The sequence below is a fragment of the Candidatus Omnitrophota bacterium genome, assembly GCA_026387175.1.
GTDB lineage: Bacteria > Omnitrophota > Gorgyraeia > 2-01-FULL-45-10 > 2-01-FULL-45-10 > CAIMPC01.
Genome location: JAPLME010000008.1, coordinates 49,069 through 65,976, shown reverse-complemented (window position 1 = coordinate 65,976; position 16,908 = coordinate 49,069). Strand labels below are relative to the sequence as shown.

Genomic DNA, 16,908 nt, shown 5'->3' with positions numbered 1-16,908 from the left:
ATAGATACAATTATATGCTAACTCTATACGAAAAGCAATAAGGGGACTCTTTATGCCGCGGTTTTGATATTCTCTTCTATAATTTTGTTCAGTGCACTGAGGGCGTTAAGATCTACTTTTCGAACAGGCAGGATAAATAGCATCATCCTTGCTAATTCATTGATATCATTCGTACCTGGCGAGAATTCTTTGCCTGTGAGAAGCTTGTAAACCTTAATAAGATTATCTATGCTTCCTGTCTGGAGAGCCCGCAAGGCCAAGATAATGCCTTCAACCTGGACTATATCACCGTCTCCTTCTTTAGCGAAAGCGAGCGCGCGCATTCCTTTGTCCTGTATCGCACTCACAAGATCTTTATCAGGACAGGCGACGTCGAATTGGACTTTATAACCTGGATATTTGGCTTCCTCGCGGGCCTTTATGATTTCCAATTCCTTCATAAACTCTTCCGGGCTGCCCGAATCTTCGACTGATAGCGACACCACTTTCTCGCTGTATTTCTCATCTCTCATATTCTGTTCAAGCGTCTTTAGCACATTTCTTTGCCCTGCAGGGAGTATCGAACCCGCGATGATGTGGCATATTATTGTCTTATCCGGTATAGCTGGGGTATGCTCAAGATTTTCAGCATGTATTTTGGACGCTTCTTCTTGGACTGATACCAAGAGCGGCTGTGGCATAATATCCTTCGAGCGCACTATGCCACCTTTATTAAATTCGGAGTTATATCCTTTTATAAAATTGGTGTCCACTATTTTCATTAAATACTTTAATCTATTATCTTTCGGAGAAAATGCGCGTTCAAGTGTTTCATGAAACAGTTCATTAAACATGTCTTTTGCGCTAGGCGCCCAAGGATCACGTTTAACTGTGTAATGGCCCCAGAGCATAATATCGCCATTGTTACGCTGTAATAGCATAGTATTGTATCTGCGGCAGTCATTAGCTGTTATACTAACATTGTGTTTATCGAGCTTTGCCGCAAATTCGCCTATTTTTTTAATATTCCAGCCTATTTTACTATCTTTGTGGTAGTTCACTAAAACTGCCTCACTGACAAACTCATTGATTTCAGTCGCATCATCTACGTCTACGCCATTTTCTTCCACCACTACATAATGATAGTTTCTATCTCTTTTATCATATAGCGCTCCAACAGGATGGTGCACAATACCATCCGCGGCAAGTTCCATATCTTTAATAAAACGTTCCTCAATAACATCGGGCGAACCTGTGCGCATAGAAATATAAAAACCGCGATCTCTTCCGGAGAAGAATCTCTCATTATCATTTCGAAATTGAAAGTACCCTGATGAGACACCATAAATCGGACAGGGACCATAAAAATAAAGAAGAGGTATCTTACTTTCTTCAGCCTCATACTCTTCAGCGAACGCTTCTGCAAAGTCACGGTAAACGTCTGTCCTTTTCTGAAATATCCCCACAGCCATAGCTAAATCAATTTTATTCTTTCCCTGTCTTTCAATAATAGTAATCCCGTTATTTTCACAATCTTCGATAAAATTTATTAGTGAGATGTCTTTTAAGCGATCCGTGAGATGGTGGGTGATTTTTAATATTTCCTTTGGGCTTTCTATGCTTTTCCTGAATAAACTTAACATGGTTGACATGGCCGTCTTCTTATCCCCATTTTGATAGAGTATCAGGGCTCTTACCACATCTTTAAAGGTAACCCGGTCAAGTTCTTCTATGTAAATCCAGTCTTTGTAATTACCAAATATGAGTCTATCCGCGATGATCTTCCCTAATGGAGAAGAATTGATATTGCCTACTACCATAGCTCTCTTAGGAATTTTCTTTGATAGCTCTTTTCTCTGATTTCCCGTCATATACGCCACATGATCTGATGTAACGAAATTGCCCTCGGTGTCAATAAAAGGAAAGAGCTTACTGGGAACAAAGCCGTGATTTCTAACGTCCTCATTATCAAGCGGCTTCGCAGTAGCTATATTCGCAATGGCGCTGCCTTGAGCTACAACCTTGTTTATAAAAATACTCTTGTAGTCGGAATAATATTTACTCTCCAAATCGAAATACCCTATAAGATTCCTGCTGGATTCGCCCGGCTCGATCCGCGCTATATATGCGGTCTTTATTAAACCTTCCTCGGCTAATTGCTCCATAACCTTTACCACTCTTTGAAGGGAATCTTTGTCCCTGCCCGGCATACGCGCAAACTGCTCTTCATGAAATTTATCAACGGAAAGTTGCCATAATATATTTTTTGGGAATTGCGCGAAAAATCGCCTTGCTTCATCTATATCTTCCGGAAAAAGATAACCGTTAGTGACAATGCGAATTTCCTCTATACGTTCCGCGGCATATCGAATGACCTCGAGAAAATCTTTACTGATGCCGGGCTTTAGCAGTTTATCTTTACCATATGCCAGAGGTTCACCCGGACCAACGATGTGTATCCTCTTAAATCCTTTAAGCTGATCGAATAACGCGAACAACTGGCCTTTTTCAGCATCCTTTCCCTTGCCAACCCTTAGTGCGTCTTTCGCCAGACAATGGGAGCAATTAAAAGGGCATTTATAAGTAACCATGACATTAAAATCTTCTTTTACATCTGCATATGTCAACGCATTCATTAACCGGAACGCCAGCGTAGCGCTGCCGATATCGGACTCTGTAAGAATTGGTAATATTTGATTTTTATAAACATCATCAAGGCGGGGTATTGTAGGCCGGAGATCGCGGCCTCTGAATTGCTCAAGGACAGGAAGTATTCTATAGGCCTTCTTCTTAACAGCTTCCGGAACATAATATGGCGCGTCTTTAGCAGTGCCGATCCTGGGTCCTTTTTTAATAAGACGCAGGCGCAATAATGCTCTCAGGTCCCTTTCTATGCTTTTGGGAGATAGGGCTTTCTGCCTTACCACATGTTCCTCTCCTACGGCTTTTGCCAGTATGTTGCCACTGATAGCATGGTACTTATCCGTTATATTATGTTCGCAAAGATATTCGAATACGCTATATATCGACCCGGCAGGCGAAATTTTCCCAGAAATTGGCAAGGATACATCGCCCTCATTTGCCTTCAGCAGAGCGTCTCCTCCCATGGATTGATAAATCAACGGTCGGCTAAGGTCATCGTTCATAACAACAAAGTCCATATGCTCCATGTAATTTCCGCGCTCCTGAAGCGCCCGAGAAGATGGGATGTCTACTTGCCTCATTCTTTTTCTGATGTCATCCGCGCTTCGCCGGCGAACTTCATCCCTTCCCATTTCTTTTTGGACAGCCCTCTCGAGAGTCTTACCAGTATCCGCAACATCGACAAATACTTTCACGTCAAAAAAGCCTGGATTTGTTTTTGCAAGAGTATGTTGTCCTTCAACAATCACTATGGCGTTGCGGGGAATGGGCGGAACATAACCCATATCGGAAAGATCGGCATCTACTTTTTCGGAAATCCAATTATAAGCCTTTCCTTTCAGTTGATATGTTTCTCCCGGAGGCCCTTTTGTATTTAAAAACTCAAGGACTTCGGTAAGTTTTTGCACATAGGCTTCATTATCAAAATGTGTTTCTGCTTCTTCTGTAAAAATTTCATCGGGATGCAGGTGGGCACAAACAGCTTTTCGTTCTTCTCGACTTTTCAAGAACCAATCTCTTTCAAGACATATGACCGGCCGGCCAAACCGGTTTTCCAGATATGTTTTAAGCCCTTTAACCTGAAGCGCGTTATTGCCTTTTACCAGTGTCGTTTTCCCCGCAGAAGCCAGCCCGTCCACGGCTAAGAGCCTGCCATCTTTTTCCGCAACCATGTCACCGATTTTTTCAAAGAGCCCGTCAAGATCCGTCGCAATGAGCTTCCCTTGAAAACCGTAACGAGAGATAGTCGACTCGTCGGTTCCAGCAAGCGGAGCCCATCCAGGGCGCGGGGACACTCCATTTGAAGAGACCTCGGGCTGATAAACTAATGCTAAATCATACGGCGTTTTTTTAGAAAATGTCAGGCCGCGTGCCTCTTCAAGAAGTTGATACGAATTTTGTGACTTTTTCATCATGCGAATATAAAGGCCAGGCAAAGAAAGGCGCTGACCAAATAATGTGTGGAAGTTCCCGGCACCTTTGGAAATATATCCAACGGATTGACGCCAGGCGGCAAGAAAATCAGGGTGCTGGGTGGACTGATTTAAATCTGCCCCGAGAAAGTAGGAACCGTCTGTTGTTACAGTTAGGCGGCCGTCGGCAAAAAAAGCTCTAAAATTAGGGTTAGCTTTCAAAAGCGTGGTAGCCTCATCCCGCGTTACGTCATCACGTACGGTCTCGCCGCGGCTAACTACGGCAACCTTATAGCCGGCTAAGAGAAGTTGTTCGATAACTAATTGATCGAAAGTGAACTCTCCATGATTATCGGTAAAGTAAAGGATCGTTCCTCCCGGCGGATTTTTTTCCAGACGGGCCAGAAAATCTTCCAGTTCATCGATAATAATAGCCTTTTCATTGACAACATATTCATATACTTTATTGAGCACATATTGAATATCTGTAGGCGAAGGCAATCCTTTACTAAAATCGATTTTTACCCCTAGGCCATCAGCTATCTCCTGTATAGAAGCCGCATGTGTAATATCCAGAAGATTTACAATACCGGCGTAAATTACTGCAGTACGAAGCGCTTCCTTTCGATCTGGAATTTTGAGAATCTGATCACGGATTTGTAGATATAGAGGCTGGATCGCCTCATCCAGCTTTCTCTTGTATTCCTGATAAGCCTGTTCGTTTCCTGTAATAAGTTTGATCAAACGGTGAGCAACTCCTTCAAACTCTAAAATCATGAGCTCAGGCACTCGTGGATGTCGGCGTAATAACTCTAATGCTTGTTCGGCCCTGGCTTGCAAAATAGGGTCTTGTGTGGCCAGCATAATATGCTGTTTGGCCTGTTTAATTTTGGCGTCAATTGTGTCATTCCCTTCGCGCTCTGCGCTGACAAGTACTCGCCCGGGCCGATAAGCTTGAGCCATCCACTCGGGTGCTTGCTTTGAGCTTATTTCCTCGACCAACTTATTAACAAGCGCGGTCAGATCCAAAGCTGAATTTGTACCCATTCTTGAAGACTCTAAAGGCTCTTTCATATTAATCCGTTCTCTTACCACCCCCAGCTTCTCTTCGTCCAAAAGACTGTGCATTCTTTCGGCAAGGGTATCCAAATCCTGACGGAATATAATGTCTTTTAGTTTTTCAAATTCATGTTCGTTTTTGCAGTCCAAAAACTCCCGTAGCCTACTTCTGTAAAGCTCAGGATCGCCAAAATAGTAGCTTACCGAAAGGTATATCTTTACGGTTTTATCCGACAGGGAAGGCCCTATATCACCTTCCCTTATTTTCTGCAGCATCGATAAACAGTTGCCTTGGTATCTTACAATATCGTATATGATGGTATTAAGATTCCATTGATCCGTTATGTGAAGGACCGCGTTCTCTTCGGAACCGGGAAATCTTACGGTGACGGATTCCCCATTTTGTCCTATCTTCACAATTCCATATTTTTCAAGTTCCGTAACAAGTTTGGCTATTATCGCGCTCTTATCTTTTGCGCCAATCTGATTAAATAGCATTATATCTATGTCGTTCTTACATTTTGATAACGGGACAAACCCCTCAAGATCAGATAAATACCGCGCGCTACCCAAAACCCGGCTGGAATGAACGCTATTAACGATCTTTTCAAAAACCGGTATATTCAAAAATATCTCGCCATCTCGGTTTCGCGTAAAAAGTAAAGAGCTGAGCCCGTTTCTATCTATAGGAGATGCATCACGCATAGACATGTCTTTCTGCCTTGCCAGGTATTCATTTTGGCGCTCCCCATCGACTTTTATGACCAGGTCAAATTTCGCCAAATCCTCTTCGTCATGTTGAATATCATCGGGTCGGATTAATTTAACATTGGTTGCAGACTCTCGTAACATTTCTGGTATGGAATTTATCTCACGCCCACCGAGCCAGATAGGATTAACCTTTGGCACCACATGGTTTCTCCCTACCATCACTAAGACAGAATCATTCGAATATTTCTTTCGTCCTTCCAAAAGTTTCCGCGTCATATCTTCATTGGATTGTTCTATTCTATCTATGGTTGTAAACCCGCCATTGAGCTGGCCATTAATGTCACCAATAAGAATAACGGGTATCTTGAAGTGTTTCAGAGCAGTTAACAACCGATATAAGTAAGGTCCTCGTATTTCGCTATTTATTCTGGTAATTTCATCAGAATATTCATTAGCTATAAGTTTATAGTATTCATCCAGAAATTCTTCTACTGAAACGGAAGGATCGTTAAGTTTATCTTCGAGTTGATAAGGTAACTCCAGCGCAACCGAAAAATTCATCGAGAGCTTTCCCATCTGTTCAACATAATCGAGAAAAAGTTCGCGATCCCAAACTTCATCATCCTGTGGCTTTAGTTCTCCGCGATGCATATCCCCAAAAATAACAATTTTATCGGATCTGAGGTAATTTTCAACTCTTGATAACGCTTCGTTTGCCTCAATAAGCTTACCAGTATCTATAGAGGGCGTGTCGTGTGTGGACATACCTTTCTGTGCTGGGCTTTCAGGGCCGGCGTTCGGCGGGGCGCCCCATCCTGCCACAATTTCTTCGATAACCAAACTATCTAAAAAGGCGGTCAGTTCAGGATCTTCGGATTCGGCTTTACGCAGGCGCTCAAACTCGGATTTCGCTTTATGGCCTCGCGTCCAATTAATACATCTATCATAGAATACCGGAGATGCTTCTTTAGTCTCATCTTCATTCTTCAGATGCTTCAGCACCTGAGCCTGTATCGCGGCGATCGTCTTTATGACCCTTGAAGAGTTCGCATCTTCTTCGAGAGCCGATCTATTCAATACTTCCAGGCCGGGCTGGCAAAGAAAAAGTTCTTTATACATCCGCATATACGCCCTCACGGCCCTTATTAACTTACCTTTGTCCTTTTGCAGAATCGCTTCTTCGATTTCAGGCCTGAATAGATGATATGTGATAAAGATTCTGTACGTTCTTTCATTGATCTTCTGTCCCCGTAATTGTCCGATCGCATCTTTAACATACGCCATCGAAGGGTCGAACGGAGAATATCCCGCCGTGTACATTTCGGTATAAAATCGGACTGGACTCGGGAATTTTTGCTCAAAGGAGATCAGGTCAGCTATATTGGCGCCGCATATTTTATCGATATAGTGAAAAATATCCTCATCTCCGTGGTAATAGGCTACAGCTCTTGCTCGACCTCTCATACCATCCCTTTTAAAATGTGTTCGTAGAATGCGCTGTGCGGCAATCGGGTAAGGTAGAGACTGAACAGATCTACGTCCCTCAGCCAGGCAAAAGAGGCAATCATTATTACAACCTTTTACCAATCGAATCGATTTGGGGAAGATTGAAAATCTTGAAGACGCCCATTGTGGGTTCTTTTCAAGATATTCTTCGGGCGATATGAAGAAAGAGTTTTTGCCGTTATTTAAGCCACCATGTTCCACCGGCAAGACCAACTGCTCGATGGCCTGCGGCAACGTTGAGCCGCGAAGCTTATTGATATCAAAACCTAGAATATCAGATGAAACAGAGCCGTCTCGTATACAGGCAAGCACCCTCTTGCCATGATCAGACAGAATGTCTTCTTTATCACCGTAAGAAGATAGCATTTCATAAATGGTCTGCGCTGCATTTCCAGAACCGAAGTTCGATGAAGGCTTAATATTAATAAACCAGACTCCCTCAAGGCCTGGACTAGAAAAATGATCTATATCATTTTCGGTTTTGATCCCGAGCTCTAATCGCTCACTGCTTTCGAGTTTACTGTCGACAAATGCCATTTTAATCCGCTTTCCGGATTTTTTAAAATTGAGGATAGCGTATTTGTAATCTTTTCCGGTAGACTCAAAGGAAGCGGCTTTAATGAATTTGGATTTTACGGTTTCTCTTTCTATCTGGATTTCATCTTGGGGTAAATTCCTGTTCAGCCTTACAATATCGCTATCTCTTACTTCTCTCTTCATGATCAGGTTTCGCAGTTCAGCAGTTACACAATATACGCTAAACATATTCTGGAAATCTAAACCGTGTTTTTCGAAGAAAGGTTTGAGCCTGGATTCTACGGCAAGAGTGGTAGTAGTTTCTAAATAATTTGAATAACTGGAAGGAACAGCCCAACTTATATCATTGGCCAGGAATAAACATGCGACAAATAGCGCTATAGCTCTAAATAGAATACTATACTGCATTTTGAAGATATACATAGTATTCAGTATAGCATATGGAGTGGTTAAGTCAATAGAAGCATAGCTATCTTTTTTAGCGCTTAACATGAATAAACCCTGAGCATGTTAAACGTTATTATAGCTACACTAACCCCTTTGGTTAATCGTTTTGATTTATTTATTTAAGGCGGGATACTGCATAAAAACACACACTTATAACAACCTTTATCCTAACTTAAGTATATCATATAATACCAGAATGTCAATAGCTAGAAGAAGATTGCTTGGAAAAAATGGGACAGTCCCCACCTCGCTTAGATTACGGTCTGGGGACAGTCCCTATTTTTTCCTACTAATCATGCTTAGTATTGATACGCGGAAAGAGTGGGCCGGACTTGCTGACTTTTATACCACTGGCAAGTTTGCCCCAGATTTTTGCGTTAGAAAATAGATTATCGGCTTTCTCTTTCACCCCTAATTGCGTGAGCATCTTTTCCGAGGTTTCGGGCATAAACGGATATATCTCTATGGCCACTATTCTTAACGCCTCCAAAAGCGTGTAGATCACCAGCGCCAGTTCGTCCTCTTTCTTCTCTTTTGCAAGTGTCCAGGGCTTTGAATTCTCAATAAATTTATTAGATAAGCCTATCACTTCCCATATCCTGGCCAGAGCGGTGGCGAAATCGAAATTCGGAATCAAGTTCTCCATTTCGTGAGCAGCTTGTATCGCTTTGGTCCTTATCTCTTCGGCTGCGGAATTATTAATTTTTATATTTGATACGTCAGGGACAACGCCCGCAAAATATTTATCCGCCATTGTGAGAGTCCTGCTAAGTAAATTCCCGATGTCATTGGCAAGATCGCTGTTATATCTGGTGATGAGTGCCTCTTCGCTGAATGTCCCGTCCATTCCGAATTGCACTTCTCTCAAAAGAAAATACCTGTACGGATCCACTCCGAACCGCGAAACGATATCGATCGGATCTACGACATTACCTTTCGACTTCGACATCTTCTCGCCCTTTATTACCCACCACCCGTGCGCGAATATCGTCTTCGGCAACTCTAGACCGAGCGCATGCAGCATTATCGTCCAGTATACAGCATGATGCCTCAGTATATCTTTGCCTATTACATGGACATCGGCGGGCCACATCTGCACAAACCTTTCCATGTCGTGCGGATAGCCTATCCCGGATACGTAATTGATGAGCGCGTCGAACCATACATATGTGACATAGTCTTTGTCGAAAGGCACCTCTATGCCCCAGCTCATCCTCGCCTTCGGCCTGGTGACGCACAGATCCATGAGTTCCTCATTCTTAAGAAATCCCAGCACTTCATTCTTCCGGAAGTCGGGTTTTATAAAGCCGGGATTATTATTTATATGATCAATGAGCCACTTCTGATGCTCCGATGTCTTAAGGAAATAATTTGACTCATCGAGTTTCTCGAGCGGACGCTTGCAGTCGGGGCAGATACCGTCGGGACTCTGGGTATGGGTCCAGAAAGTCTCGCAGGGCGTGCAAAACCATCCCTTATAATCCTTCTTATATATCTTCCCGTCCTTGTACAGCCTATCGAGGAAAGACTGTACCGTATTTATGTGATAGGCGTCTGTGGTGCGGATAAAGTAATCGTATTTGATATTAAGCTTTTCCCAGAGACCCTTAAATACGGGGACGATCCCATCTACGAATTTCTGTTCTTCGCCTTCTTTAAGGCCTGCGGCGATCGTGGCTTTCTCGATCTTCTCGCCATGCTCATCGGTGCCGGTCATAAAGAATACGTCGCGCGCGCTCTGGCGCAGGAATCTCGCCAGCGTATCGCAGGCTACCTGAGTGTAGGAGTGCCCTATGTGCGGTTTGGAATTTACATAGTAAAGCGGAGTGGTTATGTAGTATTTTTTAGACATCTTATCCCTGGAGTTTATTTATTGTATGGCACTTCTATCTGGCTTCCATCCTCAAGCTCTACCATCGCGGCGCGTCTTAACGCATTTATGCTTATCACTTTGCCGTTACCCTTCGGAGTTTTTATCATCTCTCCTTCTCGTGGAAGGCCCTTCATCAGGTCTTTATACGTACTATACTCGTATCCGAGGCAGCACATGAGCCGTCCGCAGAGGCCCGATATCTTAGTCGGGTTGAGCGGCAGGTTCTGCTCCTTCGCCATCTTTATGGTCACGGGCTCAAAATCTTTAAGATGAGTCGCGCAGCAGAGCGCCCTTCCGCATGGGCCCAGGCCTCCCAGCATCTTCGCCTCGTCCCTCACGCCTATCTGCTTAAGCTCTATCCTGGTCTTAAAAGCGCTTGCGAGGTCCTTCACCAGATCCCTAAAATCGACCCTTCCCTCTGAGGTGAAATAGAAGACTATCTTTGAGCGGTCGAAGGAGAACTCGGCGTAGATCAGCTTCATTGCGAGCTTCCTGTCCTTTATCTTTTTGGAACAGGATTCCATGACCTCTCTTATCTTCTTCTTGTTCTTGTCGACCTGGTTCATGTCCCACGGGTTTGCTTTACGTATAATTTTTCGCAAAGGCTCTTCGAGATCGGAATCGACGATCGCCTCGGTCTCTGACAATACCTGCCCGTAATCAAGCCCCCTGTCGGCTTCGACTATAACGTAATCGCCGGCCTTAAAAATCACCCCACCCGTAGAGAAATATGTGATCTTACCGGACTCTCTTAATTTTACCTGTATCACTTCATGCATATGTGCTCCTTACAACATCAATCCCAGCGCCGTCATGGCAAGCTTGGGATTAGCGTTCTGATCTAAATAACCTTGAGTCGAAATTATGCCTTTTAAGAGATTATCCAATTTCTCGAAACCTGTTTTACCCGCCTCGATTAAAACGAGATCTCTTTTGTCAATATTCACAAAATCTTGGCCGCCAGCTTTTGCCGCCAGTATGTCACGATACCATGTCAGCATTATGTTCAGGATAGCCTTCATATCAACCTTGGATACCTTGTCGAACTCCAGATCCGACAAAGTTCTGGATAAGAGCGTTTTTATTATATGTTCTCTTTTATTAAAGTAGTCTTCATCGTTCAACTCAAGCGCTTCGCTGACTCTACCGCAGGAGATCTTCGCGAGCACACGCGCCTTCACCCTATCCACATTATGCGATACAGCCAATATCTCTTCGACGGTCGCCGCATCGAGCGGAAGAAACTTCACGAACTGACAACGCGATCTTATGGTCGGAGCCAGCCGTCTGGGGTTTTCCGTTATCAGGATAAGCGTTGAATCGCCGGAAGGCTCTTCGAGTGTTTTTAAGAGCGCGTTAGCCGCTTCCTCGGTAAGGCTGTCGGCCGAGTCTACTATATAAAATTTCGTCTTCGCTTCATACGATTTTAAACCGATATCTTTTATGATAGCCCTGATGTTGTCTATCTTTACCGACGCGCCTTTCTTGTCCGGGGCCACTAAATGCACATCCGGATGATTAAACGAGTCTATCTTTTTACAGGAAGAGCAGTTGTCGCACCCCAGTCCTTCATTCGGTTCCAGGCAATTCACCATCTTCGCAAAATTGAGTGCCGTGAGCTTTTTGCCTATGCCGCCGGGACCGCAGAAAATATAGGCGTTCGCTAACCTTCCGCTACAGGCGGATCTTTTAAGAAAAGATATTGCCGCGTCATGGCCTCTTATATCTGTGAAGCCCCCGCGGGGCTTCCTCCCTTCGGTCACGTGTGGATTAAATGACATGCTTCACCTCCAAGGCCACCGCACGCCGGGTCATTTCAATAGTACCGGAGGTCCTGATAACCTTTATTCTTTTATGATAACGACGGGCAAGGTCCAGGTAGCCGGAGCGCACCCTCTTATGGTAAGCAATATCTTTCTTCTCCATCCTGTCGGTGCCTTTCCGCTTGGCGCGCTCGAGGCCCGTCAGCGTATCCACGTCAAGAAGTATCGTAAGATCAGGTTTTAGCCCGGCTGTCGCGACATGGTCCAGAATTTTTATTATCTCTATCGGAATCTTCCCGCCATAGCCCTGGTAGCTGAATGTGGCATCGCTGAAACGGTCGCAGATGACTATCTTATTCGCTTTACGAGCAGGAGATATTACCTCTTTTACTATTTGAGAGCGCGCGGCCTCGAAGAGAAAGAGCTCGGACAGGTCCGATATCTTTATGCCGTCCGAATGTAAAATAATCTCCCGTATCTTTTCACCGAGAGATGTCCCTCCAGGCTCGCGTGTATATACGCAAGCATATCCGGCGGCCTTTAAGCTGTCGTAAAGCAATTTCGACTGCGTGCTCTTGCCGCAGCCCTCTATGCCCTCGAACGTTATAAATATTCCGCGCTTTAAGTTCTTCTTCGCCATACGGTGCCGCCTTTTTCATCCTCGAGAATAACGCCCATCTCTTCCGATAACTTCTTTCGTATATGATCCGCGGTCTTAAAATCTCTATTATCCCGGGCGGTATTTCTCTCTTCGATGAGCCGAAGGATCTTAGCCTCGTCGACGTCTTGTCTGGTGAGGTCTTTTTCGAGATCGAGCGCGAGCACAGCGCCAAGGTCCGCTATGAGTTTCTTGATGGCCAATAATTCTTCTATCTCGCCCCGGGTGAAATCGTCTTTATCCTGCATCAATTTATTAGCGGATGTCACGATGTCGAATAGCGACGCGAGCGCAAGAGGCGTATTGAAATCATCGTCCATGGCCTCATCGAATTTCTTCCTGAATTCATCCCCCTCGCCCGCAGCCCGGGTTGCCGCATCCCGGAGGCCCGGGGCCGCTTTCGCGATCCTGTCGATCTTATCAAAAAGAATGGCGAACCTTTCCTTCTGGGCCTTCATCTCGCCTATCTTTTCTTCGGTGTAGTCGACGGGATGGCGGTAGTGCGTATTCAGGAATAACAGCTTCAGATAATCCGCGTCTTTATATTTCTTCATGAAATCCTGGATGGATATGAAATTGCCAAGGGACTTCGCCATCTTCTCGCTATCGATAGTTAATAGACCATTATGCATCCAATAACGCGCGAAAGCCTTGCCGGCTCCTTCGGACTGCGCCACTTCATTCTCATGATGGGGGAATATAAGGTCTATACCGCCGCCGTGTATATCGAATTCATCCCCAAGGATATCGGAGCTCATAACCGAGCATTCGATATGCCATCCGGGCCGCCCTTTTCCCCACGGGCTGTCCCAACAGGGCTCGCCCTCTTTTGCGCTTTTCCAGAGGGCGAAATCCAGGCCATCCTTCTTCTTCTCTCCCGGCAAAATACGGGCGCCCGTCTCCATCTTCTCTATATTCTGATTGGAGAGCTTACCGTAATCTTTCGCTTTCTTTATATCAAAATATACGTCTCCATCGGCAATATAAGCGGCCTCCCTCTCTATCAGGTTCTCGATGAACCGTATCATCTTCGGAATATACTCTGTGGCTTTTGGTTCTTTATCGGGATGGCCGATGCCAAGGAGATCCATGTCGCGATGGTATGAGTCGAGGTATTTCTTCGAGACCTCTTTCGAGGCCTCCACCAAGCTGAAAGCTGATGGCTGATGGCTGACAGCTTCTTTAGCCTTATTGATAATCTTGTCGTCGACATCCGTGACGTTACGCACAAATTTCACCTGGTAGCCCTTGTGCTTCAAGTAACGTCTTATGACATCGAATATGTAAGCGCTCCTGGCGTGTCCTATATGAGGTTCGTCATATACGGTGGGGCCGCAAACATATATGCCTACTTTATCCTTCGCTATCGTCACAAGTTCTTCTTTCTTCCTTGTGAGCGAATTATATACCTTCACGGCGCGCTTAATCTCCCCTCTTCTCCAACGTTTCGATCTTCTTCTTAAGCTCGTCTATCTCCTGAAGTATCGGATCGAGCACATGCATGTGGTCAAGGCTCACATCCAGCTTTTTTCCGTCCTGTTTCGTAACGCGTCCGGGCACTCCCACTACCGTAGAGTTGGGCGGCACATCTCTAATGACAACCGCGTTCGCTCCGATATATGAGCTATCACCTATAGTTATATTGCCGAGGACTTTGGCGCCCGCGCCTATGACAACGTTATTCCCGATAGTGGGATGTCTCTTGCCTTTCTGCAAGCCAGTTCCCCCGAGCGTAACGCCCTGGTATAGAAGCACGTTATCACCTATCACCGTAGTCTCGCCTATGACCACGCCCATGCCGTGGTCGATGAAGAACCCGCTGCCTATTTCGGCGCCGGGATGTATTTCGATACCGGTAAAGAACTTCCCTACTTGAGACAGCCACCTCGGGAAGAACGGTATTTTAAATCGCCGGAGCGAGTGGGCTATCCTGTAGAAGATTATCGCGTGAAGGCCCGAATACGTTAGCAGTACCTCGAGAAAATTAACCGCCGCGGGATCGCGATCGAAAACGGCCTTTATCTCTCCGCGAAAAGATATCGCGATAATGGCCCAGAACGCGACAAAGATCAGCAGAATATTAAATACCACATGTATGCATACGGTCATATTGTCACTCCTTCTCTTCCAGTGTCACTACGGCATATGCGGATATCGCTTCGCCTTTGCCTATCGCGCCGACGCCTTCGGCGGTAGTTGCTTTTATGTTAATCCTATCTTTAGCGACACCCAATACTGCTGATAATACCTCGACCATCCTGTCTCTGAACGGAAATACCTTCGGCTCTTCGGCAAGTATCATAGTGTCAACGTTATTCACCACAAAGTTTTTCTCTTTAACCATTATAAGCACTTTTTTAACCAGTTCACCGCTGGATATGCCCTTGTATTTGGGATCGGTATTGGGAAAATGCTGCCCTATATCGCCGAGGGCAAGAGCGCCCAGCATCGCGTCCGCTATCGCGTGCATAACGACATCACCGTCCGAATATCCCAGAAGCCCCTTAATATACGGTATTTCAACTCCCCCCAGAAAAAGTTTCCGTTCCTCGACCAGCCTGTGTATATCGTAACCTATGCCGACCCTCATAATAGCGCCTCCGCTAATCTCAAGTCCTCTTTCGTGGTGATCTTCATGTTATTACGCGTTCCGATTAAGATTTTAACCGGCATTCCTAAATGCTCCACAAGGCCAGCGTCGTCTGTTATTTTGGCCTTATCCGTAGTCGCGTAAGCTTTTTTTATGATGTCATATTTAAAAACTTGCGGCGTCTCGGCGCGGAATATTCTGTTTCTATTAAGCGTCTTCTTTATAAAAAGCCTCTTGTCAACAAGCTTGACCGTGTCGGTCTCAGGCGTCCCCACAATGCAGGCGCCGAACTTTCGAGCCAGCCTTACTGATTCGGAGATAGCGGTATCATCTACGAACGGCCGCGCGCCATCATGAACTATCACTATATCAAATGAGGGGCCTATCTTCATCAGGCAATTTTTCACGGATTCGAAGCGCGTCTTGCCGCCAATGACGATACCGCTCACTTTGCCGAAACGGTATCTTCTAACCAGGTCCTTGAATCTACCAACACAGGACGATTCGGAGGCTATTACAATCTCATCTACCGCCTTACATCTTTCGAGCGCTTCGAGCGTATGCGCTATAATGGGCTTTCCCTTCAGAAGAACAAAAGGTTTCTTGGTCTTGAGGGCCAGTCGGCTGCCGTAACCGGCAGCCGGTACTATCGCTACCGTCCGAGCTAAGCTCATCTCTGCTTTCCGCTGCCGGCCTTTGCTGGATCTTCAAGTTTCGCGAATATCATTCTACCGGCGGAGGTCTGAAGCACGCTCGTAACAACGACATTGACAGACTGAGATATTAAATGTTTGGAGTTATCGATCACGATCATAGTGCCGTCATCGAGGTAAGCGATGCCCTGGTTATGCTCCTTGCCTTCTTTGCTGATCCTGACTTCCATCACCTCACCCGGCAGCACCACCGGCCTCAGGGCATTGGCAAGCTCATTTATATTCAGCACAGTCACGCCCTGCAGTTCAGCAACCTTATTCAGGTTGAAATCGTTGGTCAATACTTTGGCTCCAAGAAGCTTCGCCAATTTAACGAGCTTCGCATCTACTTCTTTTACATCAGGAAAATCCTCTTCCTGGATACGCACATCGAAATCAGTGGACTTCTGCAGCTTATTCAATATATCGAGGCCTCGGCGCCCCCGGTTACGCTTCAAGGCATCCTGCGAATCGGCTATCTGCTGAAGCTCCCTCAGAACAAAACGCGGGATAACCAGCCTGCCCTCGATGAATTTAGTATGCAGCATGTCGGCAGCCCTGCCGTCAATAATAACACTTGTATCCAAAAGAATTATATCGTCTTTCTTATCCTGCCTCACAAATTTGACATAGGGTATGATCAGATTGAATTCATCCTTCCCTCTCATCGCGATCACCATACCCAGATAGCAAAAGATTAATATCATTATTATCTGCAGCGATGCGAATAGTTCTATCGACATCGGGATAAGACGAAGCACGCTTGTCACGATCCACGCCATGAAGAACCCGAAGATGAGTCCAAAGACCGCAGCGGAAAGGTTCCTTATCGAAAGCCTTTTCATGCCCAGCTCCAGCAGAATTATCGCGAGAGAGCCGAATCCTCCCATACTGGCGCCCATATAAGAGCCTTTGGCGCTAAAACCTGTTAACAGAGACCCTACATAATAACCTACTATACAGCTCAAGAATACAAAGAATAACCTTAAAAATGTTATCGTCATGCTCTCTCCTAGTTTATTCAGCCGTATTACAAGC

At 45.3% G+C, this 16,908-nt stretch carries 10 protein-coding genes; all 10 read right to left on the bottom strand.

Annotated elements, in window-relative coordinates:
• Nucleotides 1-50: 50 nt before the first annotated feature.
• The 10 genes from NTY76_04620 to NTY76_04575 all read right to left on the bottom strand — a co-directional run bounded on the left by NTY76_04620 (nt 51) and on the right by NTY76_04575 (nt 16,874).
• Nucleotides 51-8,339, bottom strand: a complete 8,289-nt coding sequence (locus NTY76_04620; protein MCX5678373.1) for an ARMT1-like domain-containing protein — start codon at nt 8,337-8,339, stop codon at nt 51-53.
• Nucleotides 8,340-8,583: 244 nt separating this feature from the next.
• On the bottom strand, nt 8,584-10,146 hold the full coding sequence (metG, locus tag NTY76_04615; protein MCX5678372.1) for a methionine--tRNA ligase: 1,563 nt from the start codon (nt 10,144-10,146) through the stop codon (nt 8,584-8,586).
• Between the two features lie 14 nt (nt 10,147-10,160).
• Nucleotides 10,161-10,946: a stage 0 sporulation family protein gene (locus NTY76_04610; protein ID MCX5678371.1), complete on the bottom strand. Its 786-nt coding sequence runs from the start codon at nt 10,944-10,946 to the stop codon at nt 10,161-10,163.
• Nucleotides 10,947-10,955: 9 nt separating this feature from the next.
• Nucleotides 10,956-11,948: a DNA polymerase III subunit delta' gene (gene holB, locus NTY76_04605; GenBank protein MCX5678370.1), complete on the bottom strand. Its 993-nt coding sequence runs from the start codon at nt 11,946-11,948 to the stop codon at nt 10,956-10,958.
• A complete protein-coding gene (tmk, locus tag NTY76_04600) occupies nt 11,938-12,570 on the bottom strand; it encodes a dTMP kinase (GenBank protein ID MCX5678369.1) in 633 nt (210 codons plus the stop codon). The genes holB and tmk overlap by 11 nt, the downstream gene beginning before the upstream one ends.
• Nucleotides 12,552-14,003, bottom strand: coding sequence for a cysteine--tRNA ligase (gene cysS / locus NTY76_04595; GenBank protein MCX5678368.1), 1,452 nt, complete (start codon nt 14,001-14,003; stop codon nt 12,552-12,554). Before cysS ends, tmk begins: the two co-directional genes overlap by 19 nt.
• 7 nt (nt 14,004-14,010) lie before the next feature.
• Nucleotides 14,011-14,634, bottom strand: a complete 624-nt coding sequence (gene cysE, locus NTY76_04590; GenBank protein MCX5678367.1) for a serine O-acetyltransferase — start codon at nt 14,632-14,634, stop codon at nt 14,011-14,013.
• A 67-nt stretch (nt 14,635-14,701) separates the two neighbouring features.
• Nucleotides 14,702-15,178, bottom strand: a complete 477-nt coding sequence (gene ispF, locus NTY76_04585) for a 2-C-methyl-D-erythritol 2,4-cyclodiphosphate synthase (protein MCX5678366.1) — start codon at nt 15,176-15,178, stop codon at nt 14,702-14,704.
• On the bottom strand, nt 15,175-15,852 hold the full coding sequence (gene ispD, locus NTY76_04580; protein ID MCX5678365.1) for a 2-C-methyl-D-erythritol 4-phosphate cytidylyltransferase: 678 nt from the start codon (nt 15,850-15,852) through the stop codon (nt 15,175-15,177). Before ispD ends, ispF begins: the two co-directional genes overlap by 4 nt.
• A complete protein-coding gene (locus NTY76_04575) occupies nt 15,849-16,874 on the bottom strand; it encodes a PIN domain-containing protein (protein ID MCX5678364.1) in 1,026 nt (341 codons plus the stop codon). The genes ispD and NTY76_04575 overlap by 4 nt, the downstream gene beginning before the upstream one ends.
• Between the last annotated feature and the right edge of the window lie 34 nt (nt 16,875-16,908).